Origin of the sequence: Faecalibacterium sp. I4-3-84 (genome assembly GCF_023347255.1) — a bacterium.
GTDB classification, from domain to species: Bacteria; Bacillota; Clostridia; order Oscillospirales; family Ruminococcaceae; genus Faecalibacterium; species Faecalibacterium taiwanense.
In genome coordinates this window covers 1,169,108-1,192,046 of record NZ_CP094466.1, presented here as the reverse complement: position 1 = coordinate 1,192,046, position 22,939 = coordinate 1,169,108, and the positions used below count along the sequence as shown (strand labels likewise).

Below are 22,939 nucleotides of genomic sequence, written 5' to 3'. Positions count from 1 at the left end.
ACTTCATCTGAATGTAAAAAGCAAAGCGAGAACGAGTGCGAGACGGAATCGGTTTATACAGTTTGTTTTACTTCACTGCGTTTCGCCCATTTGTTGCTGATCTTATCTGCCAGCAGGGAGCCGCAGGCCCCCAATGCAAGGCCCAGTGCCACGCCGCCCAGAATGTCGGTGGGGAAATGCACATACAGGTACATCCGCGTGAAGCCGATGAACCCGGCCAGCACAAGAGCCGGGACGCCGAGCCGGCGGTTCTGCAGCCAGAGCGCAAAGGCAGCGGCAAAGGCGGAGGATGTGTGTCCGGAAGGGAAGGACCAGCCATGGGGCCGGGCCACCAGCGTGAGCATCTCGGGCCGGAGGTCGCAGGGGCGCGGGCGTGCGAACAGCGGCTTTAGGGCGCAGTGGCCCGCCAGCATATAAAGGCCCAGCGCCAACGCCATGGCCAGCCCGGCCCGGCGGGTGCGCCGGAACGCCAGCAGTACCGCCGTGAAGGCGATCCAGATCTCGCCGTGGGCACCGGCCTGATCGAAAAACATCGCCAGTGCATCCAGCACCGGACAGCGCAGAGCCTGCAAGGCATTCAGAAGGGTAAATTCAAAGGACATGGATAAAGCCTCCCTGCTTGTTGTTCTTGCCCTTATGGTAACATGGAACCGGGCAGAGAATAAGAACAAGGCTTGTACAAAGGATAAACAAATCTTAAACCGGCAGAAAAGATGTCGGAAACAGGACAAAACTGGAATATAACGACACAATACTACAAATTGTAAATAGAAAAGAAGCCCTGCGGTGCTGGACGCAGGGCTTTTTGCATCCTTTACTGCATCTGGTCAAGGGTGGGGTAGCTGTCGATGGCACCATTCGTCTGAACGCTGATGCCGCAGAACTGATTGGAAAACGCAAGGTATTCGTTCAGCTTTGTTTTGCTGAGCTTTGCCAGTTTTTCCAGTGTCACGCCGTCACGTTCCAGCTGCCACAAAAACGAGCCGATGAAGCCGTCGCCTGCGCCGGTGGTGTCCACAGCCCGGACTTTCCGGCAGGGGGCAAAGCCGTGGGTGGTGCGGGTATAGGCGTGGGCACCGCTGCTGCCGCAGGTGTACAGCACCAGCTGCACATCGCCCACGAACAGCTGCGGCAGGGCGGATTCAATGTCCGCAGTGCCGGTGAGAAATTCCAGCTCTTCGTCCGAAATTTTGAGGATGTTGGAAAGCGGCAGGAACTGCAGCACGGTCCCGCGCAGCATGTCGCGGTCCGGCCAGAGGGGGAAGCGCAGGTTCGGGTCAAAGCTGACGATAGCACCAGCTTCGCGTGCGGCGGCAATGGCCGCAAGGTGGGCGTAGCGCATGGGGCTGTCCACCAGTGACACGCTGCAGTAGTGCAGGGCAAAGGCATCGGCGAACCATGCCGGGTCGATCTGCTCCGGAGAATAAAGCAGGTCCGCCGAGGGTTTGCGGTAGAAGCTGAAGGTGCGGCTGCCGTCCTCTTCCAGACTGACGAAGGCAAGGGCTGTGCTGGCCTTATCGGTAAAGGCCAGATGGGAGAGGTCGATGCCGCAGGCTTCCAATTCCCGGGCGATCTTGTGGCCGAAGGGGTCGTCGCCCAGCTGGCTCAGAAAAGCACTTTTGCCGCCCAGCCGGGCAAAGGCCGCGCACACGTTGGCCGGTGCGCCGCCAGTGCGCGGGCTGAACGAGGAAACCTCGTCAAAAGAACAGCCCACCCTGGACGGGATCATATCGATGAGTGCTTCGCCAATGGAAAACAGTGTGCTGCCGGACATAGAGAACCTCCCAAATTAAGATGCTGGTAATAAAAGACTTCCCCCGGCGAGGGGGATGATTTTGTGACCGCTCCCAGTGTAAGGGCCAGAGCCCGGGCTGTCAATGCTTTTTTGCGCGGTACAGGGCGCTTTTGTGTTGACTTGCATTTTGGGGTGTGCTAAAATATGCCGGTATGCGTAAAAAATGCCATGAAAGGGAACTTGGATGAACCTGACAAAACAGTTCTTTAAATATGTATCACAGAATATCTTCGGCCTGCTGGGCACCTCGTGCTACATTCTGGCCGATACCTATTTCATCTCGCAGGCGGCGGGAACCGACGGCGTGACCCTGCTCAACCTCTGCCTGCCGGTCTACAACTTCATCTTTGCCGTCGGCTCCATGGTCGGCCTTGGCGCGGCCACCCGCTATGCCATCCTCAAGGCGCAGGGAGACGAGCGCTGCCAGCGCTATTTTTCCAATGCCATCTTCTGCGCCTGTGTGCTCAGCGTGCCGTTCCTGCTGGTGGGCATTTTTGCGCCCGGCGGCCTTCTGCGGCTGATGGGCGGTGACGCGGGGATCATGGCGCTGGGCATCCCGTATGCCCGCATCTTCCTTATGTTCACGCCCTTCTTCATGTGCAACTATATCGTGTCGGCCTTTGTGCGCAACGACGGCGACCCCTCCCTTGCCATGGTGGCTACCCTGAGCAGCAGCCTGTTCAATGTGGTGTTCGACTATATTTTCATGTTTCCCATGGGTCTGGGGCTGGCCGGTGCGGCGCTGGCCACCGCCGTGTCTCCCATCATCAGCATTTCCATCTGCAGCCGCCACTTCTTTAAAAAGGAGAACAGCGTGCAGTTCGTGCGCCAGCGCCCCTCGGCAAGGCTGCTGGGCCAGAGCTGCCAGCTTGGCATCTCCGGCTTTGTGGGTGAGATGTCCTCCGGCGTTACCACCACCGTATTCAACTTCCTGCTGCTGGGTCTGGCGGGCAATGTGGCCGTGGCGGCCTATGGCGTGGTGGCGAACTTTGCGCTGGTGGCAACGGCCATCTTCAATGGTGTAGCACAGGGCGCACAGCCGCTGGTGAGCGAGTGCTACGGCAAAAGCGACAAGGTCGGTGCCAGAAAGCTGCTCATCCTGGGCAGCTGCACCGCACTGGTGCTGGCAGCGGTGCTGTACGGCATCATCTTTGGTGCTACCGATGCACTGGTGGGCGTGTTCAACAGCGAAAGCTCCGCCCAGATGGCCCAGTTTGCCCACATGGGCATGAGGCTGTACTTTGTGGGCTACTTCTTTGCCGGGTTCAACATCGTGGCGGCGGGCTATCTGAGTGCGACCGACCGCCCGGTGGAAGCCTCCGTCACCTCCATCTGCCGCGGCATGGTGGCCATCGTGGCCTGCTCGCTGGTGCTGAGCCGCCTGTTTGGCATGAATGGTGTGTGGGCAGCGTTCCCGGCATCGGAACTGCTCACCGCAGTGCTGACCCTGTTTTTGCTGCTGCGCGGTAAAAAGCAGACCGCATAGCCTTTAAATATAAAGCTCCTGTTCGCGCAGAGATTCCTCGGGCGAAAGCCCACTCTGCGCGGCGTGACCGGCCATTGCCCGCCACTGTGCGGGGGATTGGCCGGTTTCTTTTTTGAACACCCGGCACAGGTAGTTGGCACCGGAAAAGCCGCACAGGCTGGCTACCACGTCCAGTGTGTACTCCCGGTGGAGCAGCAGCCGCTGGGCTGCTTCAACGCGCACCGTGGTGAGGTATTTGCCCGGCGGCACGCCAATGGCTGCGGTAAAGGTGCGCACCAGATGGCTCTTGGACACGCCCAGCCGTTCGCTCAGCTCCTCCACGCCGTAAAGGCCCGCGTAGTTTGCGCGGATGTCCTCAATGGCGGCCTGCACCAGCGGCGGCAGGGCGGACGCGGCACTGTCGGCATCGGCCAGCTCACACAGCAGTGCGTAGGCCAACTGGCTGCGGGCACGGCTGTGGGCGGCCTTTTCCTCAGCAAGGCGGTCCATCAGTTCGGCAGCGGCCGGGCAGGAACCGCCCTTGGCAAGGAAGGGCAGTTCGTGCAGCCCGGCCAGAAACTGGGAAGCCGCCTGCCCGGTAAGCTGGACGCAGAGCAGATGGCAGATGCTTTCCGGCACAAGGGCCAGCGGGGCACGGCTCAGGATCAGGTGCCCGGCAGGCACGGACTGCGGCGGCAAAATGAGCGCTGCACCCAGCGGCAGCGGCCCGGCAGCAGGTACGGATGCAGAGCACTGGCCGCTGGACACAAGGCACACCCACAGTCCTTCGCCGGAGAGGGTGAGGGGGGCAGACAGCTGCAGATCCTGCACGGAAGCGGGAAAAGCGATGGTGTTCCAGTCAAAAAGCAATATCTGACACCTCTAATCAATAAAATGCTATTTTATATCACAAAATTATCTGCTATTATAGTACCAACGAACGAACACGCCGTCAAGAGCGTGGGAACCTTAAAAATTATGGAGGCAAACGACTATGGCTTCGATCAGCTGCCAGCACATCTATAAGATCTATCCGGGTGCTACTGCTCCCTCTGTTACCGACTTTAACCTGGAGATCCAGGATAAGGAATTCATCATCTTCGTCGGCCCCTCTGGCTGCGGCAAGTCCACCACCCTGCGCATGATCGCCGGTCTGGAGGAGATCTCCAAGGGCGAAATGTACATCGGCGGCCGTCTGATCAACGACGTTCCCCCGAAGGATCGTGATATCGCAATGGTGTTCCAGAGCTACGCTCTGTACCCCCACATGACCGTTTACAAGAACATCGCTTTCGGTCTGGAACTGCGCAAGACCCCGAAGGACGAGATCGACAAGCGCGTGCACGAGGCTGCTAAGATCCTGGAGATCGAGCACCTGCTGGACCGCAAGCCCAAGGCTCTGTCCGGTGGTCAGCGTCAGCGTGTTGCTCTGGGCCGTGCAATGGTTCGTAACCCGGCAGTCTTCCTGCTGGACGAGCCTCTGTCCAACCTGGATGCTAAGCTGCGTACCAGCATGCGCACCGAGATCATCAAGCTGCACAAGAAGCTGGCTACCACCTTCATCTACGTTACCCACGACCAGACCGAGGCTATGACCATGGGCGACCGTATCGTGGTTATGAAGGACGGCATCATCCAGCAGGTCGATACCCCGCAGAACCTGTACGATATGCCTTGCAACATGTTCGTTGCTGGCTTCATCGGCAGCCCCCAGATGAACTTCCTGGACGGCACCCTGATCAAGAAGGGCGAGCTGTACGGTGTTGATCTGGGCGGCGACGTGATCCCCCTGCCCAAGGAGAAAACCGCAGACGGCAAGCTGGATGCTTACGTCGGCAAGAAGATCAAGATGGGCATCCGTCCCGAGGATATCGACGACGAGCCCGAGTTTATGGCAAAGCACACTGACTGCCAGCTGGATGCTCAGGTGGACGTCTCCGAAATGATGGGCGCTGAGATCTACCTGTATCTGGAGTACAAGGGCAACAAGATGACCGCTCGTGTGGCTCCCACCTCCAAGGCTCGCAACGGAGACACCGTCCGCGTTGCATTCGATCCCCACAAGGTCCACCTGTTCGACATCGAGACCGAGCTGACCATCCTGAACTAAAATTTAGCGACGATCATTTTTGATCCTCCTATCATAAGAAAAACCGCCGAAGGGAAGCCTTCGGCGGTTTTTCGTTTGTGTGTTCAGCTTTACGCTTCAATGGACCCGTGCTCTTTTCATTTGCTGGCAGTGCTGGGCGCGGGCTGGCGCACCAGCTCGATAAAGGCTTTCATCTGAGGGGTCAGCCATTTGTCACGGTGATAAAACAGCTGACGATGCATCTCCACGGTGCAGTCCGGCACATTCAGCCGGGCAAGACGACCTGCGGCCAGCGCCGGACGCACGATGTACTCCGGCAGGAAGGAAAGACCCATGCCCTGCTCCACCATCTGGCACAGCAGCGCAGCGCTGCCCAGCTCCAGATAAGGGTGGATGGCAAGGCCGCGGGCGGCAAGGCACTGATCCAAAGCGTCGCGGTAGCTCATGCCGCGCTCAGTGAGCAGAAATTCCTGCCGGGGCAGCTCTTCCAGCGTAACGACTTCCTGCCCGGCAAGCGGGTGAGCGGACGGTGCAATAAAACACACCGGCTCCGGCACATCCGCCGCAAGCACCAGATTGGGCTGCAGCAGGGGCTGGTCCAGCGTATAGGCCAGATCGATCTGATTTGTGCCCAGCATCTGCAGCATCCCGTCGGCAGTGGCGGTGCACAGCACCAGCTCCACCTGCGGGCACAGGGCGTGGTAGCGTTTGAGCAGACCGGGCAGGAAGGTGGAGCACACCGAATCCGCCAGCGCGATGCGCAGACTGCCGCTGATCTGCCGGGCGGGCTGCAGGGCAGCCTGCGCCTGCTGCGCCGTGGCCAGCAGGGTGCGTGCATAGCCTAAAAAGGTCTGGCCCGCATCGGTGAGCCGCACGGTCTTGCCCACGCGGTCGAACAGCGGTGCGCCCAGTTCTGCTTCCAGCTGTGCGATCTGGGAGGACACCGCCGACTGGGAATAGCCAAGCTGCCGCGCAGTGCGGGAAAAGCTGTGCAGCTCGGCGATGTGCAAAAAGGTATTGATGTTCCGCAGTTCCATAAACGCTTCCTCTCAGCGGCGGGCGATGCCGGTCACGGTGAGCACCTCGCCATCCACGGTAAAATGCACCTCTACCGGGCCGAACTCCATGCCGTACACCCGCTGCGGGTCGTGCTGGTAGGAGGGGCGCGGGTCACCTGCCAGTACGCCGGTCAGGGCGGCGCGGTCGGCCTGCGGCACCTGTGCCAGCAGTTCGGGCGGGAACTGTACCTGCAGACGGTGGAACTGGGTCTGGCCGGTAAAGCCCTCGGCGGCATCCGGGTGGCAGTCGGCATAGGGGATGTAAGGCTTGATGTCGTAGATGGGGGTGCCATCCATCAGGTCGGCACCGCGCACGATGAGCACCGGGCCAACGTCCGGCCGGTGCTCGATGCCTTCCAGACGCACGCTGGAAAGGCCCAGAGGATTGGGGCGGAAGGGCGACCGGGTGGCGAACACGCCCATGCGGGTGTTGCCGCCCAAGCGCGGCGGGCGCACAGTGGGGGACCAGCTGTCCCGCACCGCGCCGGAGAACTGCCACACCAGCCAGATGTGACTGAAATCTTCCAGACCGCGCACGGCATCGGCATTGCGGTATTCGGGCGTAAAGATCACCTCGCCGCGCAGCTCGTCCACAAGGCCGCTCTGGCGCGGGATGCCGAACTTGGTGGGAAAGGCAGTATGGATATGGGCAATGACCTTCAGGGTCATCTCTTCAGGTGCAGTGGGCATGGTGAACTCCTTTTAATAGATCTTTTTCAGGGGGCATTCCGGCGGGATGCCGTACTGTGCCCGGAATGCGTCCAGTTCCTGAGGCGTGCGGATGAGCTGAACGTCCTCGAAATGGCCATCCGGGGAGATGAAACCGGCCACCTGCTCCCCGGTGCAGATGCTGCACCGCAGTGCAGGCTGCTGGGTGGCGGGGTCGTAAGAACGGGCAGGCTTTTTGCGGGAGAAAAACATGAGAAGCCTCCTTCTTTTATGAAACGTGCCTGAAAGACTGCAGGCGGCTCACAGCCCCCGGCACAGGCCGACGGCCCGGCCCTCGATGTGCAGCTCTTCCAGCTGCGGGCCGGTAAAGATCATGGGTGGGCAGACGGCGGCATTGTCCGCAAGCAGCATCACAGCATCACCCTGCCGGTGAAAGTGCTTGAGGGTGGCCTCGCCGCCAATGCGCACTGCGGCGATCTCGCCCTGCTCCACCTCCGGCTGGCAGCGAATGCATACGATGTCGCCGTCGCAGATGGTGGGGGACATGCTGTCACCGTGGCAGGTCAGGGCAAAATCGGCGCGCCACGCGGCGGGAACGCCGATATAGCGTTCAATGTTCTGCTCTGCCGTGATAGGAGTGCCGCAGGCAATGGAACCGATCAGCGGGACCTGCGTCATGGCAGGCAGCGGCTCAAAGCCCGGCGGCGGACAGGGTGTGTCCAGCCCCAGCAGATAGGCAGGGGTGGTCTCCAGCGCGGCTGCCAGCTCTTCCACCTTGGACTGCGGCAGGTCGTTGATGCCTTTTTCCAGCTTGGTAATGGAGGATTTGGACCGATAGCCCATGCGCTGGGCAAGCTCTTCCTGCGAAAGGCCCAGTTCTTTGCGGCGCAGATGCAGACGGGTAGATAGCTCAGACATGCGAAACCTCTCTGAAAAACGTATGGTTGTTCTGTAAAAAGAATGCTGTTACCAGAAGTATACCAAAAAATTGCATTAAAATCAACTTTTTTCTGCGAATTTGCAAAAATGGGTTGACACTGAATCAATGCGGGAATATACTACAACTAAAGATTGTAGAACGGCGTTGCCGATACGAAAAAAGGAGAGCGGAATATGGCAAATACTGAAATGATCCGGGATTATATCCGCGCCAGCGGGTACAAGATGCAGTATGTGGCACGAGCCTTGAAGATCAGCCCCAATGCACTGAACCTGAAACTGCAGGGGCGCACACAGTTCAAGCTGAGCGAAGCAGAACGGCTGAGCGCGGTGCTTGGTCTGAGCATGTACGAGCGGGATCTCTGCTTTTTTGAAGAGCAGAACCGCCGCGAAGTGCTGGCACGCCGCGCGGATGAAAAGAGGAGGGCAGAACATGACAAGCGAGCAGAGAAATCAGACGCGGCTGGCACTGTACCGGTATGGGATGCGGCAGCGTGCACGAAGCCCGGTGGAGCGCAGCTGGTGCGCCGCCATTGAGGAGGGCCTTGCCTATTACCGGCAAAACGACCCGCTGCGTGCGGATCTGTTCGAGCTGCGCTATGTGCAGCACCGCACGGAGGACGATGTGATCGATCAGCTGCACATCGGCCGCACTACTTACCAGAAAGCCCATCAGGACCTGCTGAGCACCATTGCCGTGTACGCGGCAGAGCGCGGGGTGTTTTACCGCGAGACGGAAAGCTGAAAGCAGAATGCCCCCGGACGCTGCCAGCAGGCAATGTCCGGGGGCATTTTTGAACTCAGGCTTTTTTGTTCGGGTCCTGTTTTTCGCAGTGGCTGTGGCAGGATGCACAGTTGCCGCCGCAGCCCTCGCCCTTCCAGCCGCCCTGCTTGGAGATCCACACAACGGCCAGTGCAAACAGAACGATCAGAACGATCAGCGTAATGATTCCACGAAGTGTCAGCATTTTTGTACCTCTTTTCCCGGTGGGAAAGTTTCTGTGTTCAGTATACACGATTTGGCATCAAAGGGCAACCGGAAAGCGGATACAAAAAGTGTGATTTTTTTAAAATTAGGGCTTGCATTTTGGCAAAGGCCGTGCTATAATAATCACGTTCCAGTTCGGAACGCACAAAACAAAATATGGAGGATTAGCTCAGCTGGTTAGAGCACCTGCATCACACGCAGGGGGTCTGGGGTTCGAGTCCCTAATTCTCCACCATACAGTTCGTACTCGAACCCGATTCTTTATGAGAAAGGGTTCGGGTACGTTTTTGTTTATCGGAAGTTTGCGTTTGCGACAGCAATAAACACCCCAGTGGGATGTTTGAGCAACAGAATAGGCTACCAGAAAATCCCAAGTCGTATGACGTGGAATTTTTTGTTTCGATCAAGGACTCGAACGGCATCCACGTAAAAAATCCATAGCAAATGAGCCGGGAGTCTTCTGTAGATCAGAGGCTTCCGGCTCACTGCATATTCATGATAAAAGCAAAATTCCTGCCACCAGTACCATGTTGCAGGCAAAAAACAGCGCGGGCAGTGCATCCACAAGGGCCGGCGAAAGAGTGAAATCGTCCGGGACAGGATCGTTTTGATTCATGTGATCGACCTTTGCATTTCTCCACGCATCGCCGGAGAGACTTTTCTTGCTGAATTTCTGAAAAAAGAGCAGCGCTTTTGCGCAAGATCGTCAATGCATTCTGCAGCAGGTCACGGGTCAATATCCAGCTCACGCAGAAGCAGTTGGAGGGCGGGCGAGATGTTCTCGCGGTTCCACACGGCCCAAGCGGGAACGGTATCGTTTTCCAGCGGGATAAAGGTGAGGTTTTTGTTGGCGGGCAGTTGAGCCAGCACCGGCTCGGCAAGGATGGTATAGCCGCCGTAGAAAGCCAGCTGCAGCATCAACTCCTCCATGGAATACGCAAATTTGATGTTCTGCGGGTCGCTGCCGTGGCGGGTGAGGACTTGCGCAAACTGGTTCCACAGCTCCCGGTCCATGGCGGGTACATAATATTGTTCGCTGGCAAGCTGGCTGCGGTGCAGGGACGCATAGCTGGACAGGTGGCTCTGACGGTTGAGCACTACGTACTGGCGCAGCTGGCCTACTTGAGCACGCAGCAGGGAGGGGGTATCCTCCAGCGGGACCAGCTCCAGCTGCAGGGCAAAGTCCAGCTTTTTCTGCTGCAGGCGTTTTTTCAGGGTGGGAAAATCCACCAGATGAAAGTGCAGCGGAATGGCAGGGTGCTGCTCCTTGAACAGCAGCAGCTTTTCCAGAATGGGCAGATTTTCCATGCCGCTCATCATGCCGATCTCAAGCGGGGTGCTGCACTCGGCGGCAGCGGCGCGGGTGCGGCGGGCGGCATCCTCCGCAAGGTCGGTGATGCGCACCGCATACTCGTAGAATACCTGCCCGGCACTGGTAAGCGCCACCGAGTGCCGTGTGCGCTGGAACAGCTCAGTTTCAAGTTCTTCTTCTAGCAGCTTGATCTGCTGGCTGACCGCCGTTTGGGAAACATAGTGCTGCTGTGCCGCTTTGGAAAAGCTCAAATTCTGTGCCACCGCAATAAAATAGCGCATCTGCTGCAGGGTCATGACCGGCTCCTTTTTCTCTTAAAAAATTGCTTATAACTTTTACTTCTAATTATAAGAAGAAAGCAATATTTTTCAAGTGAGAGATATTGTGATAGAATTAACAATCGAAAGGGGCACACGACCCCGCACATTGAGAAGAAAGAGAAAAACGAAAGGAACCACCAAGATGAAAAAGATCTCGCGCAAAAGCTTTCTGAAGCTGGCTTCTGCTGCTGCCATGAGCGGCATCACCGCCGGTGCACTGGCTGCCTGCAATGCTGCTTCCGGTAGCACGGCTGCATCTTCTGCCGCTGCAAAGTACACCCCGGGCACCTACACTGCCACGGCCAAGGGCATGAGCGATATCACCATGACCGCCACCTTCAGCGAGACGGCCATTACCGACATCCAGCTGGATCTGTCCGGAGAGACCGACTCCATTGGTCAGGCCGCAAAGGATGACCTGATCAAGCAGCTGCTGGAAGCTCAGAACAGCACCATCGACGGCGTGTCCGGTGCAACCATTACCAGCGATGCTGTGAAGCAGTGCATGAACGACTGCATCACACAGGCCATGGGCGGCACGGCAGTGTCTGCCCCGGAAGCTTCTGAGCAGGCTGCCAGCTGGCGCACCGCCCCGGAAGCCATCCCGGACAGTGAGATCACCAAGACCTACGATGTTGACGTTGCCATCATCGGTATGGGCTATGCCGGCCTGAGCTGCTACCGTGAGCTGGCCGAAGAGGGCAAGAACGTTCTGGTGCTGGAAGCCATGCCCCGCGAAAGCTGGTGGACGGTCGGCCACGATATCGGCCACATCAACTCGGACTACCTGCTGAGCCACGGTGTGCCCAAGGTGGACGAAGTGGAGTTTGTGAACAACTGGATGATGCAGACCCACGGCAAGGCAAACACCGCACTGGTGATGAAGTTTGCCAAGAACAGCGGCAGCACTGTGGACTGGTGGCTGGACAAGATCAACCCGGACACGCTGGCCAAGACCCGCATCCAGTTCTGGCCGGACAACGAGTACACCGTGCACCAGCTGAACAACGGCATGCACTACTACACCGGCACACTGGAATGGTGGGAGAACTACTGGGAGAACCCCACCAGCGGCGAGAAGAACAACAACACCGCCGGTCAGCTGGAGCTGAAGGACCTGAGCTGGGATAACTACAATTATGTGGAAGAGAACTTCTCTGACAATGCCACCGCTCTGTTTGGCACCAAGGGTGTGCAGCTGGTAATGGACGACGCAAAGGTCACCGGCGTGATCGCACAGGACAGCGACGGCAATTACCTCAAGATCAACGCGAAGAACGGCGTTGTGCTGGCAGGCGGCGGCTTTGGCGGCAACAAGGAAATGATGGACGATCTGCTGCCGGACATCAAGCGTCTGTTCACCAAGGATGAGGACTTCTTTGCTCCCTTTGGTCGCGACGGCTCCACCATCCAGATGGGTGTGTGGGCAGGCGGCCGTCTGGAGGGCGACATCTCCACCATGAACTTCGACTCTATGGGCGTGCCCGACTATCTGCCCGGCCCCCTGTGGGTGGACGAGAATGGCCAGCGCTTCCAGAACGAAGCCTTTGCCGGCCCGGAGATCAACGGCTTCTTCATGGCACGTGCAAAGCGCGGCAATATCATCTCCATCTACGACAGCACCTATGAGACCCAGATCCTGCGCGGCTTCCCCGGCCATCAGGCATTCGAGTACGACATGCCCGCTGTGGTGGAAGCCATGAAGGGCAACTTTGAGGCCGCAAAGGCTGCTGGTGCCGAGGGCGCCAACGGCTGGTACTGCGCTGACACCATCGAGCAGCTGGCCGAGTACATCGGTGTGGAGCCTGCAGCCCTTTCCGCTACTGTGGAGCAGTACAATAAGGTTTGCGCCGAGGGCTACGACAGCGACTTTGCCAAGGACCCGCACTTCCTGAATGCAGTTGCAAAGGCTCCCTTCTACGCCCATGTCACCACCCCGAGTCTGGGCTTTGCACTGGTGACCACCGGCGGCTTTGTGACCACCAATGACCAGCAGGTGCTGAACGAGGATTATCAGCCCATCGAGGGCCTGTACGCTTCCGGCAACACCTGCGGTATGCGCTTCGGTCCCGAGTATATCACCCCGATCCCCGGTGTGAGCATTGGTATGTGCCTGACGCTGGGCCGTGAGCTGGGCAAGTATCTGGCTACAAAGTAAGCGGCTGCCTTCGTCAAAGCCTGATCGGCTGCAGTAAAGCCCCATAAGCAATAAAAGATCCCGTCCACTTCTGGGTGAACGGGATCTTTTTTGCGTATCAGACAGGAAAAAGCGGCTCAGAGGTCGTTTTTCTCCTGCCCAAGATTATCGGATTCCAGATCGTACAGGCCGTGCTGCAGGTGCTCTTCCATCATGATCCGGGCACGCTTGCCATCGTGCTTGCGGAAAGCGTCCAGCAAAATGCCGTGGTAGTAGATGCCGCCGTAGTAACCGTTGGAAAGAATGAGCATCTTACCCAGCCTACTCTTTAGACCATGGCTTCGCGTCATCTTGCCGGAGCAGTCGGTGCCGATGCCGTTCTGCTTTGTCTGCTGCATGAACCACTTTCACTCCTGAAATGAACTGCATGAAAAATCAGAAGGACCCATTCTATTGACTTTGCCTTTGCAGGGGAGTATACTCCATGTCACCAAGAAGATTACGGCTATGACGAGAAAGAGTACCCGGAAGGAATGTTGCAGAGAGCTGCCGGTTGGTGCAAGGCAGTGCAGGGCATCCGTGGGAAGATCCTCTCTGAGCTTTCCGGCTGAATGGGTGGTGTGCGCCCCAGTAAGCAGGAACGGCAGGCCCCCGTTATCACGGGCCGCGCGTTGTTGGACGTGCACTGAGTGGTCAGCGTTGTGCTGGCAATAAGAGTGGTACCGCAGAGGATATTACACGCCTTTGTCTCTTACAGACCGTAAGGGACAAGGGCGTTTTATTTTGCGGATGCTTTTGTCCCAAAGCATGTCAGAAGGAAAAGGAGAAACAACTATGAAAACACTGGAAAAAGTAAGCGACTTTGTGGGCAAGTACATGGCCGCCATCGTTATTGTGGTGGCCGCGGGTGCCCTGTTCTTCCCCGGCCCGTTCAGCGTGGTAAAGACGGCGTGGGTCAATAACCTGCTGGGCATCGTGATGTTCGGCATGGGCCTTACCCTGAAGCCGGAGGACTTCAAGGTGGTGTTCAGCCGCCCGAAGGATGTGATCGTGGGCTGCGTTGCACAGTTCACCCTCATGCCGTTTCTGGCATGGGCGCTCACGCAGGTGTTCCACCTGCCCACCGAGCTGGCCATTGGCGTGATCCTGGTTGGCACCTGCCCCGGCGGCACCTCTTCCAACGTGATGACCTACCTTTCCAAGGGCGACGTTGCACTGTCCGTTGGCATGACCGCTGTTTCCACCGTGCTGGCTCCGCTCCTCACCCCGCTGCTCACTCTGCTGTACGCTGGCCAGCGTGTTGACGTGAACCCCGTGAGCATGTTCATGTCCATCGTCAAGGTGGTGCTGGTGCCCATCGCACTGGGCTTTGTGGTCAATCACTTCTTCCATAAGTTCACCGAGGAAGCCGTCCGTGTGCTGCCTCTGGTCTCCACTACCGCCATCGTGCTGATCATCTGCGCCGTGGTCTCCGCCAACAGCGCCAAGATCATGACCAGCGGTCTGCTGATCCTTGTGGTGGTCGTTCTGCACAACCTGCTGGGCTACCTCACCGGCTTTGGCGTGGGCAAGCTGCTCAAGCTGGACTCCACCAAGTGCCGCGCGATCTCCATCGAGGTGGGCATGCAGAACTCCGGCCTTGCAACCAGTCTGGCCGCCGCACACTTTGCACAGTATCCGCTGGCTACCATCCCCGGCGCTGTGTTCTCCGTGTGGCATAACATTTCCGGTGCGATCCTCGCCAACTTCTTTGCCCGCACAGCAGAGAAGAAGGATTGATCTTTCATAACACAGCAAACGGCCCCCGGCAGGCGCAAACCTGCCGGGGGCTTTGCTGTTTTGCACAAAGAAATGATGCTGGATTTGACACGACTTTGCGATTCACGCATTTAAATCGCGATTCACGCAGGTTTGCTTCCAAAATGCGGTAAAGTGTGGGATAATCAAGGTGCTGTAATACATACCCCCCCCCCGTAAAAATGCGAGGGGAAAAAAGGAGGTTGTACCATGAAACAAGGCAAACTTATCCGGCGTGCAGTATCGGCGGCGCTGGCCGGATGCATGATGTTCACCCTTTCCGCTCCGGCGCTGGCTGAGAGCACCGATGCGCTGATGCAGTTGAGCACCGCTGCCAAAAGCGCGGTGAGCGTGCTGGGCGAAAAGAACGGTACATTGAAGATTGGCAACAACTCGTTTGACACGGAAACAAACATTCCTGAGCAAGAACTCGGCGGAGGGACCATAAGTTACGATGCCGAGACCCATACGCTGACCCTGAATGGTGTGAATATTGAGGACTCCAGCGGGGACTGGGTAATTGATTTTAATGACACGGATACGCTGCTGAACCTTGTTCTGATGGGGGAAAATCTCCTTAAAGGTAAGGGCGGCATTAGAGCACATGATCTCAAGATTTCCGGCACCGGTTCGCTGCAGATCACAGCGACAAACTATGAGGGCATTGCCGGTATCGGCCAGAGCGGAGATAACCTCACGATTGGATCTGATGTTGACATCACTGCCATGAACGGCTGCGCGATCGCTTTCAACGGAAGCGTCCGCATTGAAAATGGCGCTACCGTGAAGGCCAAGTGTCTGTACGGCGGCATCGATTGCTATGACCTGACCATTGACTCCGCCACCGAGGTGAATCTGGAGTCGACCGGAGAGCAGTGCAACGCGATTTACGTGCGCGGAGATAACGATGGTACGGTCGCGGGAACAGCCAACATCAAAAACTCTAAACTTGTGCTGAAGTCGGATTATCCTGCATTCTATGCAGAAGATGGAATCGAGATCAGCGGCGGCAGCGTCGAAGCAGAGTCTGCATCCGACGTTGGTATTTTTACAAGGGGAGAGCTGAGCATTACCGATGCTGACATTGATGCAAGCGGCTGCTACTTTGGCATCGGCTCGAACGGTGCAATGGAAATGACCGGCGGCAAGCTGAAGGCAGTCGGTCAAAATAACGGTGTATATATCCGGAACAGCCTGACGCTCAACAATGTTGAAGTTGATGCAGAGTGTGAAAATTGGACCGCCATCTCCTCTATGGGACCGATGGTTCTGAACGGCGGAAAAATCGAAGCGGTCAGCAAAAATGCAAGCGACGAAGAAGCTTATGCAATCTATGCGGGCAACCGTTATGATGGCGATGATGGCGATGCAGAACTCCTTGCAGAAGGCAGCCTGACCATCAAGGGCAATGCCAAGGTTCATGTGTCCGGTTATCAGGGGATCGGTTCTGACGGCCAGACCACGATCGGAGAAGCAGATATCGAGATCGATTCGACGGATTTTTCGATCGTGTACCCGGTTCAGATCGAAAACGGAAATAAGATCCTCAGCCTGAAGGGCGGCACAAACAAGGAAAGCGCCACGGTGCTGAACCCGGATGACTTTGTGTGGGATCGCCCCGACCCGAACTGCATCGGTAAAAACGCGTATCTGCATATTATTACCGGGCCGGTGGCCGACCCGGACGAAACCCCTGACCCCGGCGCTGGCTACGATGCCAGCTCTGCTGCAGGCGGTGCAATTGCCGCCGTGGCCGTTGGCGGTGCAGCCATCTGGGGCGGCTACGAGATCACCACCCGCGTGATCCTGCACAGCCTCCTGCCCGAAGGCGCAGCCATCCCGGCAAACCGCGGCCAGCTGGCGCTGCTGGTGTGGAACACCGCAGGCAGGCCTGAACCCGCAGGCGCACCCGCCTTTGCGGATGTGGCCGACGCTGACATGGCAAAGGCCGCACAGTGGTGCACCGAGCAGGGCATCATGGATGCCAAGGGCGACCGCTTTGAACCCGAAGGCTGGACCCCGAAGTTCAAGGTGATCGAAGTGTGGAATAAGGCGTTCCCCAAGCAGTAAAACAGCAAACAGCCCCCGGCAGGCGCAAACCTGCCGGGGGCTTTGCTGTGCTTAAATTGGAGCTTGTCGGGGCAAGGCCCCTCCATCTTGCTGGCGCAAGACCGCTCGGCCGCTTAAAAGCCCCACTGGGGCTTTCATTGCTGCGCAAACGCGGAATTTACTGGTCAATCGGCTTCATCGTGGGGATACTTTCCGGAACCGGTTTACAACGCTTCGTGATGCTTCACAATCGTATTTTTACTTGAGTTTCCGATATTCGTAATCCTTCGTAATTCGCCGTCATTCTCGTAGTTTTGCTGTCAATTTGCTGTCCTTGGAAGAATTTTGCTGTCAGACAAAACGCTCAGTAAGAGCCCTTCTTTGTTGCTTCAAAAAATATCCAGTGTAGCAGCCAAACGCTCAAATGATTCCTGTTTTTTCTCCTCGGTCGCCTCGGCATAAACGTCCATCGTGGTCTGAATGTCTTTATGCCCCATGACCGATTGGATGACCTTCAGGTTGGTCTCTTTTTCGCAAAGCCTTGTGCAGAACGTGTGCCGCAGATGATGTGCCGAAAAGTCCGGCAGCAGAACTGCCTCCCTGTGCCGCTTCTTTGCTTCCACTTCTTCACCTGCATTATAGTCTGCAATGATGCGCTTGATAGCGCGGTTCACAGACTGCGGATTCGGAACATTACCAAAGCGGTTGCAGAAGATGAAGCCCGACATACCATCAATCTCCACATCGTTCCAGCCGGATTCTTTTTGTTCTTCATGCAGCATTTCAAAGGCATCCTTTACGGTATCAAACATAGGGATCGTCCGAACGCCTGCTTCCGTTTTAGGCTTTGAGATGTGCAGAACCGAATTGCGGCTTTCGCCCACCGGGTAATAGACCAGACTGTGATTGATGCTGATAGTACGCCGCTCATAGTCCAGATCATCCCAGCGCAAGCCCAACGCTTCACCAATGCGGCAGCCTGTTCCCAGCAGCACCGTAAACAGCGGCCACCAGTGGCAGTAGACCGGATGATTGGCGATATGCTCCATGAACGCCCGCTGCTGCGGAATCGTCAGGGCATGGCGCACACCGGTGGTCTGTTCGGAACTTTTCTTGATCTCTGCCATCACGCCATCCGTGGGATTCTTGCGGACGATCTCATCCCGAACCGCCAGCTGAAAGGTGGGATGCAGCAACGTATGAACGCTTTCGAGCGTGTTCGTCTGTAAGCCCTGCTTGTCCAGCAGATAATTGTAAAACTGCAACACGTCTGAATACCGAATCTCTGCAATTTTCTTCTTGCCGAAGGTATCGCGGATGAAGCGGTCATACATATAAAGATAGTTGCTCCGGGTGGTCTGGCGTAGATTCGTTTTTAGGCTCATATAGCGGTCAAACACAAAATTGACTGTTGCTTTGCCTGCAACGTAAATATCCAGACCGTCCATCTGGTCTTTGGTGAGCCGTGCTTCCTTCTCCCGAAGGGTCACAAGATCATTTGCGTAGATGTATTTGCGCCGTCCCAGCGGGTCCGTGTAAGAATACGCATACCGCTTATCGGAGCTGCGCTGCATCTCGCCTTTTCGCAAGGTACGCCCCCGCAGGTCTTTTCGTGTTGTTGCCATATCAATTCTCCTTCCCGAAAGAAGAAGGGCTTGATACTATTTAAGGTCGGACAAAACTTTGTCCAGCCCCTGCAAGACAACTTCTGTTACAGTCAGTTGATGTTGTTCGGCATAATTGCAGATACGCTCATACAGGGCATCCTCCACCCGAATGCTCAAGGTTTTCTTTTTTGCATTTTCGGATTTTGGTCGTCCCATCTTTGCCATAGCTGCTCTCATACCTCCACAGCACCAGTATACTTTCCGTGTGACAGGAAGTCAAGCTGCAAAAAGCCCTTCTTGAAAATTTTTACGAAAAATCGAAAGTTCACACTCTGCTCATTGACATTTCGTCCTTGATTTGCTATTATAATGGTAACAACTCCCCCAGGCCTCTGCGCATAGCGTATGCACACTTGGGGGCGTTTTGCTTATAAAGGAGATTTTTCATGGCAGACAAGGACTTCAAAACGATAGACGAACAAATCGAGATTCTTCGTTCACGCGGCCTTACCATCGAGGATGAAGCCGAAGCAAAGGATTTTCTGCTGCGGAACAATTATTACCGTGTCAGCGGCTATTCTCTGACGCTCCGCAAGAACGATGTTTTTGCGAAGTCTGCCACGTTCCAAAATATCGAGGACATTTACAATTTCGACCATGAGTTCCGTCATATCATCCTGCACCATATCGAAACCATTGAGGTGCAGATGAAGTCCATCTATGCCTATGAATTTACAAAAGTGTATGGGCCGCTGGGTTATCTGGATGCTGCAAATTTCTCCAATCAAGCAAAACATAAGGAAATCGTCGACAAAGCCAACCAGCAGAAGCGGCAGCGGCTGGCCCACGAAGCCTACTTAAAGCACTTCATTAACGACCTGCACCAAGAGATTCCGCTCTGGGCATACGTTGATTTGCTGACGATTTCCGACATTTCTTTCCTGTACTCCATCTCCGAACGCCCAATAAAAGAAACAATTGCCCATCGGTTCGGGCTTACCATGAATCGCGGCCCGGAAATTCTGGGGCAGTATATGCACAGCATGACGATCATCCGCAATCTCTGCGCACATGGAAGCCGCATTTACAATCGTCTCTTTGAGCAAAAGCCTTCCCTCAACAAGAAAGAACAGGCATTGCTGATCCGCCGGGAAGATGGCACAATGGATAATGCCCATTTCTTCGGGTTCTTCCTCATCATGAGAAGGCTTCTGCCTGCTGAGAACTTTGCGGAAATGAAGGAAGCCGTCATTGCTCTGACGGAAAAATATCCGTTTGTGCGAACGGATTATTACGGCTTCCGGGATGACTGGAAAGAAAAGCTCTGATTTTGCATAGAATAAAGGTGACTTCTCCCACGAGCTGCCCTGCAGCGCAACACTGTGGGCGGTCTGGGGCCGGGGGATTTTCCTCCGGCCTATTTTTATGCAATGCGGAAGGTTTCCAGATACCGCTCGAAAATCTCGCAGTTGACCAACGCCACCTTGTCGATTTTATAAACGGCTTTAGCTTCTTTCGCTAACTCCTGAAATTTTGTCAGACCAAGACTGTATTTTTCAGCCCCTTCCTGATAGCGGACAAACTTTTTCGCGTTCATTTTTGTTTTTTCAACGTCCTTTCGGGCGTAACCCATAAGCAAAACCTCCATGTTTTATTTTTGATGTAAGTTCAAAATCACCTGCTCACTCTGCTCATCCTGCACCTATTGCACACTGTGAGCAGGCTGAGCAGGGCTTTTTCAAGTTGATTCTTATTTTTTAATCCCACGGACTTGGAACATCAATGGGTAAAAACAGGTCAACGTCTACATTGTGAAAGCCCCGGTTTGTGCCGATGCACTTATCGTCATAAACGATGCCCAGACTTTTCTGGTTGTCTTTCAGATGGTGGATAAAGGTGGATGCGGCCAGCGGCTTTTCCAGATTGTCCAGACACCAGCGTTCATAGACTTTATAGAAATCCGTGGATTTGCACTTGGCCCCTTGCCGAATTTCAAAATAGCCCTCAGATTTGAGAAAGCCCAGAATGTTGTTGCCCTGCTCCATCGCTTCTTTCAGATTCGCGGCGGTGCGTTCGCTGATAGTAAATTGGTAATTGTTTTGAATCAGCCGATGCAGCCCCTCCAATGCCCAAAGCAGGATACCTTCTTTTTCGTTCCGCATCTTGTCAATGAGAAAAGGATCATCCACCCGGCCAACGGGCTTTTCCTTAGTGGTGAGCAACAGCTGGCGGCGATAGAAACCGTTAGACTTGTCATGATATGTTCAATACGTCGTGCTACGCTGGTGGTAGCGTAATAGCGAATCTGCTCATAGATTTCCTTTTTCAATGGGGCTTCATCCTCGATCATGCCATCCACCGTGAACAATCTGCCTTGAAAACAACGCATGGGGTGCAGGCTCAAAAAGTAATCTGCGAATAATGGTTCAATAATTTTTCCGCTATCACCCACCCAGTTTCGGGCGGGTGCACTATGCTGCATCTTCGGTTTCCTTGCATCGTTCGATTGCTTTTCCAAGGGCGGTCACTTCCTTTCCGTTGAGTAATTGTTGCTTTTCAGGTAGACTTCCCAGCAAAAGAATATCCAGCAGATATTGCACACGGTCTGCATAGTGCAGACTTGCTACAAAACAAGGATGCAGGGATGCTTCTGGATTTTTGGGTGCATAGGTCATGCGCCAATTTGCTAGCAGAGAACGATAGCCACACAGGATTTTGTAGAATTGCTCTTTCGGACTTAGCGGTTTTTCCACCGGCTTGCAGGGAAGTGGTTGAAAGTTATCTGTTGCAGAAAGCCCAAAATCTGCAGCCAGCTTTTCAGCCGCTTGTAGCAGGGACAGTTGAAACAATTTTGCGGTGAAGTCTATCACATCGCCATCCGCTCCACAGCCAAAGCAGTGAAACCGAGAGTCCACTTTCATGCTGGGATTGCGGTCTGCATGGAATGGACAGCAAATCATGCTGCGGTTTGGACGAAAACCATAGGCTTCTGCGGCTTGTCGGGCGGTAATATTCAGCTTTACGATTTCAAATAAATTGTTGTTCTTGAAGATTTTCCTCCTTTACAGTTCCATGCCATGACTGCGCTTCTTCGGTTTGGTGCATGTCTGCTCACGCTGATTGATTTCTTCCTGCCGCCGATGCAGCTTTTGTAGAACAGACGGACGGGAATCTTCTTCGATTTGCTCCATGGCTGCTTTTTTCACCTCTGGGATATAGAAGAACTGCGTTCCTCTTGAAAGAAGGCTCTTGATTGCCCCAATGATATTTTTCCGCAGGCAGAGTATTTGTTCTTCTGCATATTTTCTGGTGCGGAAGTCTGCAATTCGTTCTGGTTCCATTAACCATTCCAAATGTTGATCAATTTCATTTACAGCTTCCTGTAATGCTTTGTTTAATCCAACATCGGAAACCGCAAGGACCGCTTGGTCATAAGAACCATTTACCGCATCATTAAACAAATCGTTTACATCTACCCATTGCGAAAACAGCTCTTCTAATTCGTTCTCCTGGCTTTTAATTTTTTCATTGTTTTTCGAAATCTCTTCAGATTGCCTTATCGCCTGATTGAATAGTTCAGCATATTCATCTCGCTGGTTACGGCAATCTTCCAGCAATCCGACATATTGAATACTTTGTTCTTGCAGCTCTTTCTTCTGTTCTGCGATCCGTTCATTTTGCTTTTTCAGAATGTAATCCTGCTTTTCCAGATAAGCCCGTCCGCCGTATTCTGGCACTTCGTCCAGTTCCAAGCCGTGGCGTTTGGCAATCTCGAATAGCATCGTGCGGCAGGCTGCATCAAATGTGATCTTGCGGTTGTTGTAGCGTCCAAGGGGCTTGTCTAGTTTTGGCAGTTCAAAACCCAGTGCTTCAAATGCCTTTTCCTGCTGCGGAGCAATCTCTCCATACTTATTTTCACAGTCAAACACATGGCGTTCGTGGATGTGCGGAGTCCCCTCATCCAGATGCAAAGCCCAATCCAAAATGTGAACGTGTTTGCCGAAACGCTCATGAAACTCGTCCATAAATTCTGTGGCGATTTGAAAAAGTTCTTTGGGCGAAGCGTGGCTCTCCAGCGTTCCAAGCTGATAAATTCTTTCTTCGGGGCAGGTTTTCTTGCTGGTAAGCAAATCTTCGGGAGAACGGTTTCGTTCCGTGTGCCGGATTTTGGCGTTGCGCTCATTCTGTCTTTCGGTGAAGTTGGTGTAATGCAGTTTGTAGTAGAGCTTTTCAACTTCTTCAAAAGTGTCAGCCAGACTATCCACATCTTTGGGCTGCAAGGCAGAACGGATGCCGTTATAACAATCCCAATAAATGTTTTGCTGGACACGTTCCGGGTCGATATGCTCGCTGTTGGCAATTTCAAAACTGCGGTCATTGTGCTTTGGGTTATAAGTGCCGTGCTTTCCGGCGCGGCCATTGTGTCGGGTCAGTTTCAGCGACCATCTCTCCTTTCTGGGGTCACGCAGAGAGCGCCGTGCGCGGGGTAGGGGCAACGCGGTGCAGCGAAGCTGCAAATTTGCCGCCTGCTATGCGCCAGATAATACCCAGTAGGATATGACGCAGGGCATCACATCCACTGGGCAAGGCTGCCGCCCTTGACCCGCGCAAAGATCTGCGATCTCTGCACTCTTGCGCCGAACAACCTGACAGACAAGACTTGTGAAGTCCTCTCTGCCAGCTTGCCCGGTTCTTCTTCGGTGTCGGTCTGCCC

General features: G+C 55.1%; 24 protein-coding genes, 1 tRNA gene and 1 other annotated feature. Of the genes, 9 read left to right on the top strand and 16 right to left on the bottom strand.

Annotation, left to right across the window (positions count from 1 at the left end; genetic code table 11):
- Positions 1-53: 53 nt before the first annotated feature.
- Both MTP41_RS05895 and MTP41_RS05890 read right to left on the bottom strand, forming a co-directional pair.
- Positions 54-602, bottom strand: coding sequence for a phosphatase PAP2 family protein (locus tag MTP41_RS05895; RefSeq protein ID WP_249236416.1), 549 nt, complete (start codon positions 600-602; stop codon positions 54-56).
- 212 nt (positions 603-814) lie between these two features.
- On the bottom strand, positions 815-1,774 hold the full coding sequence (locus MTP41_RS05890) for a carbohydrate kinase family protein (RefSeq protein WP_249236415.1): 960 nt from the start codon (positions 1,772-1,774) through the stop codon (positions 815-817).
- Between the two features lie 205 nt (positions 1,775-1,979).
- Here MTP41_RS05890 and MTP41_RS05885 point away from each other — a divergent pair, with 205 nt between their 5' ends.
- Positions 1,980-3,281: an MATE family efflux transporter gene (locus MTP41_RS05885; protein ID WP_249236414.1), complete on the top strand. Its 1,302-nt coding sequence runs from the start codon at positions 1,980-1,982 to the stop codon at positions 3,279-3,281.
- Positions 3,282-3,284: 3 nt separating this feature from the next.
- On the opposite strand, the gene MTP41_RS05880 is transcribed toward MTP41_RS05885, so the two are convergent.
- Complete coding sequence (locus tag MTP41_RS05880) at positions 3,285-4,130, bottom strand: helix-turn-helix domain-containing protein (RefSeq protein ID WP_005942868.1); 846 nt, start codon at positions 4,128-4,130, stop codon at positions 3,285-3,287.
- Between the two features lie 124 nt (positions 4,131-4,254).
- Here MTP41_RS05880 and MTP41_RS05875 point away from each other — a divergent pair, with 124 nt between their 5' ends.
- Positions 4,255-5,370: an ABC transporter ATP-binding protein gene (locus MTP41_RS05875; RefSeq protein WP_249236413.1), complete on the top strand. Its 1,116-nt coding sequence runs from the start codon at positions 4,255-4,257 to the stop codon at positions 5,368-5,370.
- Between the two features lie 116 nt (positions 5,371-5,486).
- Here MTP41_RS05875 and MTP41_RS05870 read toward each other — a convergent pair whose 3' ends face one another.
- The 4 genes from MTP41_RS05870 to MTP41_RS05855 are packed head-to-tail and all read right to left on the bottom strand — an operon-like array spanning position 5,487 to position 7,994.
- Entirely contained in the window at positions 5,487-6,386 is a 900-nt protein-coding gene (locus MTP41_RS05870) for a LysR family transcriptional regulator (protein ID WP_154259418.1), read from the bottom strand.
- 12 nt (positions 6,387-6,398) lie between these two features.
- Positions 6,399-7,097, bottom strand: a complete 699-nt coding sequence (gene tsaA, locus MTP41_RS05865; RefSeq protein ID WP_097773794.1) for a tRNA (N6-threonylcarbamoyladenosine(37)-N6)-methyltransferase TrmO — start codon at positions 7,095-7,097, stop codon at positions 6,399-6,401.
- 12 nt (positions 7,098-7,109) lie between these two features.
- On the bottom strand, positions 7,110-7,328 hold the full coding sequence (locus MTP41_RS05860; RefSeq protein ID WP_097773793.1) for an aspartate dehydrogenase: 219 nt from the start codon (positions 7,326-7,328) through the stop codon (positions 7,110-7,112).
- A gap of 48 nt (positions 7,329-7,376) precedes the next feature.
- Complete coding sequence (locus MTP41_RS05855) at positions 7,377-7,994, bottom strand: LexA family protein (protein ID WP_097777250.1); 618 nt, start codon at positions 7,992-7,994, stop codon at positions 7,377-7,379.
- Between the two features lie 195 nt (positions 7,995-8,189).
- Here MTP41_RS05855 and MTP41_RS05850 point away from each other — a divergent pair, with 195 nt between their 5' ends.
- Positions 8,190-8,552 (top strand): helix-turn-helix domain-containing protein, encoded by a 363-nt coding sequence (locus tag MTP41_RS05850; RefSeq protein WP_005942847.1) that lies wholly within the window; start codon positions 8,190-8,192, stop codon positions 8,550-8,552.
- Positions 8,524-8,760: a hypothetical protein gene (locus MTP41_RS05845; protein WP_097773792.1), complete on the top strand. Its 237-nt coding sequence runs from the start codon at positions 8,524-8,526 to the stop codon at positions 8,758-8,760. The genes MTP41_RS05850 and MTP41_RS05845 overlap by 29 nt, the downstream gene beginning before the upstream one ends.
- A 55-nt stretch (positions 8,761-8,815) precedes the next feature.
- Here the strand turns inward: MTP41_RS05845 and MTP41_RS05840 are convergent, their stop codons facing one another.
- A complete protein-coding gene (locus MTP41_RS05840; RefSeq protein WP_044953787.1) occupies positions 8,816-8,983 on the bottom strand; it encodes a FeoB-associated Cys-rich membrane protein in 168 nt (55 codons plus the stop codon).
- Between the two features lie 178 nt (positions 8,984-9,161).
- Between MTP41_RS05840 and MTP41_RS05835 the strand changes: the two genes are divergently transcribed.
- Positions 9,162-9,238 (top strand) — tRNA-Val (locus MTP41_RS05835).
- Between the two features lie 491 nt (positions 9,239-9,729).
- On the opposite strand, the gene MTP41_RS05830 is transcribed toward MTP41_RS05835, so the two are convergent.
- Positions 9,730-10,611, bottom strand: a complete 882-nt coding sequence (locus tag MTP41_RS05830) for a LysR family transcriptional regulator (RefSeq protein WP_249236412.1) — start codon at positions 10,609-10,611, stop codon at positions 9,730-9,732.
- Between the two features lie 166 nt (positions 10,612-10,777).
- On the opposite strand from MTP41_RS05830, the gene MTP41_RS05825 reads away from it, so the two are divergent.
- On the top strand, positions 10,778-12,793 hold the full coding sequence (locus MTP41_RS05825) for an FAD-dependent oxidoreductase (RefSeq protein WP_249236411.1): 2,016 nt from the start codon (positions 10,778-10,780) through the stop codon (positions 12,791-12,793).
- 116 nt (positions 12,794-12,909) lie between these two features.
- Here MTP41_RS05825 and MTP41_RS05820 read toward each other — a convergent pair whose 3' ends face one another.
- Positions 12,910-13,170: a hypothetical protein gene (locus MTP41_RS05820; RefSeq protein ID WP_249236410.1), complete on the bottom strand. Its 261-nt coding sequence runs from the start codon at positions 13,168-13,170 to the stop codon at positions 12,910-12,912.
- A gap of 100 nt (positions 13,171-13,270) precedes the next feature.
- Positions 13,271-13,527, top strand: a binding site (T-box leader).
- A gap of 79 nt (positions 13,528-13,606) precedes the next feature.
- Here MTP41_RS05820 and MTP41_RS05815 point away from each other — a divergent pair.
- On the top strand, positions 13,607-14,551 hold the full coding sequence (locus tag MTP41_RS05815) for a bile acid:sodium symporter family protein (RefSeq protein WP_249236409.1): 945 nt from the start codon (positions 13,607-13,609) through the stop codon (positions 14,549-14,551).
- A 228-nt stretch (positions 14,552-14,779) separates the two neighbouring features.
- Positions 14,780-16,639 (top strand): carbohydrate-binding domain-containing protein, encoded by a 1,860-nt coding sequence (locus tag MTP41_RS05810; protein ID WP_249236408.1) that lies wholly within the window; start codon positions 14,780-14,782, stop codon positions 16,637-16,639.
- A 368-nt stretch (positions 16,640-17,007) separates the two neighbouring features.
- On the opposite strand, the gene MTP41_RS05805 is transcribed toward MTP41_RS05810, so the two are convergent.
- Positions 17,008-18,243 (bottom strand): tyrosine-type recombinase/integrase, encoded by a 1,236-nt coding sequence (locus tag MTP41_RS05805; protein WP_097777255.1) that lies wholly within the window; start codon positions 18,241-18,243, stop codon positions 17,008-17,010.
- A gap of 36 nt (positions 18,244-18,279) precedes the next feature.
- Positions 18,280-18,450 (bottom strand): hypothetical protein, encoded by a 171-nt coding sequence (locus MTP41_RS05800; RefSeq protein ID WP_165852560.1) that lies wholly within the window; start codon positions 18,448-18,450, stop codon positions 18,280-18,282.
- Positions 18,451-18,671: 221 nt separating this feature from the next.
- Between MTP41_RS05800 and MTP41_RS05795 the strand changes: the two genes are divergently transcribed.
- Positions 18,672-19,553: an Abi family protein gene (locus MTP41_RS05795; RefSeq protein WP_249236407.1), complete on the top strand. Its 882-nt coding sequence runs from the start codon at positions 18,672-18,674 to the stop codon at positions 19,551-19,553.
- A 95-nt stretch (positions 19,554-19,648) separates the two neighbouring features.
- Here MTP41_RS05795 and MTP41_RS05790 read toward each other — a convergent pair whose 3' ends face one another.
- From MTP41_RS05790 to MTP41_RS05775, 4 genes are all read right to left on the bottom strand, one after another.
- Entirely contained in the window at positions 19,649-19,858 is a 210-nt protein-coding gene (locus MTP41_RS05790; protein ID WP_249236406.1) for a DUF6462 family protein, read from the bottom strand.
- A gap of 124 nt (positions 19,859-19,982) precedes the next feature.
- Positions 19,983-20,414 carry a hypothetical protein gene (locus MTP41_RS05785; protein ID WP_097777258.1) on the bottom strand — a complete coding sequence of 144 codons (432 nt, stop codon included), beginning with the start codon at positions 20,412-20,414 and terminating at the stop codon, positions 19,983-19,985.
- Between the two features lie 282 nt (positions 20,415-20,696).
- Complete coding sequence (locus tag MTP41_RS05780) at positions 20,697-21,236, bottom strand: CHC2 zinc finger domain-containing protein (RefSeq protein WP_242959204.1); 540 nt, start codon at positions 21,234-21,236, stop codon at positions 20,697-20,699.
- Positions 21,237-21,287: 51 nt separating this feature from the next.
- Complete coding sequence (locus tag MTP41_RS05775; protein WP_249236405.1) at positions 21,288-22,742, bottom strand: hypothetical protein; 1,455 nt, start codon at positions 22,740-22,742, stop codon at positions 21,288-21,290.
- Positions 22,743-22,939: the final 197 nt, after the last annotated feature.

Bases quoted from the DNA above. Each gene is read 5' to 3' on its own strand.
- MTP41_RS05895 (WP_249236416.1), bottom strand. From the start codon at position 602: ATGTCCTTTGAATTTACCCTTCTGAATGCCTTGCAGGCTCTGCGCTGT.
- MTP41_RS05890 (WP_249236415.1), bottom strand. From the start codon at position 1,774: ATGTCCGGCAGCACACTGTTTTCCATTGGCGAAGCACTCATCGATATG.
- MTP41_RS05885 (WP_249236414.1), top strand. From the start codon at position 1,980: ATGAACCTGACAAAACAGTTCTTTAAATATGTATCACAGAATATCTTC.
- MTP41_RS05875 (WP_249236413.1), top strand. From the start codon at position 4,255: ATGGCTTCGATCAGCTGCCAGCACATCTATAAGATCTATCCGGGTGCT.
- MTP41_RS05870 (WP_154259418.1), bottom strand. From the start codon at position 6,386: ATGGAACTGCGGAACATCAATACCTTTTTGCACATCGCCGAGCTGCAC.
- tsaA (WP_097773794.1), bottom strand. From the start codon at position 7,097: ATGCCCACTGCACCTGAAGAGATGACCCTGAAGGTCATTGCCCATATC.
- MTP41_RS05860 (WP_097773793.1), bottom strand. From the start codon at position 7,328: ATGTTTTTCTCCCGCAAAAAGCCTGCCCGTTCTTACGACCCCGCCACC.
- MTP41_RS05855 (WP_097777250.1), bottom strand. From the start codon at position 7,994: ATGTCTGAGCTATCTACCCGTCTGCATCTGCGCCGCAAAGAACTGGGC.
- MTP41_RS05850 (WP_005942847.1), top strand. From the start codon at position 8,190: ATGGCAAATACTGAAATGATCCGGGATTATATCCGCGCCAGCGGGTAC.
- MTP41_RS05840 (WP_044953787.1), bottom strand. From the start codon at position 8,983: ATGCTGACACTTCGTGGAATCATTACGCTGATCGTTCTGATCGTTCTG.
- MTP41_RS05830 (WP_249236412.1), bottom strand. From the start codon at position 10,611: ATGACCCTGCAGCAGATGCGCTATTTTATTGCGGTGGCACAGAATTTG.
- MTP41_RS05825 (WP_249236411.1), top strand. From the start codon at position 10,778: ATGAAAAAGATCTCGCGCAAAAGCTTTCTGAAGCTGGCTTCTGCTGCT.
- MTP41_RS05820 (WP_249236410.1), bottom strand. From the start codon at position 13,170: ATGCAGCAGACAAAGCAGAACGGCATCGGCACCGACTGCTCCGGCAAG.
- MTP41_RS05815 (WP_249236409.1), top strand. From the start codon at position 13,607: ATGAAAACACTGGAAAAAGTAAGCGACTTTGTGGGCAAGTACATGGCC.
- MTP41_RS05810 (WP_249236408.1), top strand. From the start codon at position 14,780: ATGAAACAAGGCAAACTTATCCGGCGTGCAGTATCGGCGGCGCTGGCC.
- MTP41_RS05805 (WP_097777255.1), bottom strand. From the start codon at position 18,243: ATGGCAACAACACGAAAAGACCTGCGGGGGCGTACCTTGCGAAAAGGC.
- MTP41_RS05800 (WP_165852560.1), bottom strand. From the start codon at position 18,450: ATGGCAAAGATGGGACGACCAAAATCCGAAAATGCAAAAAAGAAAACC.
- MTP41_RS05795 (WP_249236407.1), top strand. From the start codon at position 18,672: ATGGCAGACAAGGACTTCAAAACGATAGACGAACAAATCGAGATTCTT.
- MTP41_RS05790 (WP_249236406.1), bottom strand. From the start codon at position 19,858: ATGGGTTACGCCCGAAAGGACGTTGAAAAAACAAAAATGAACGCGAAA.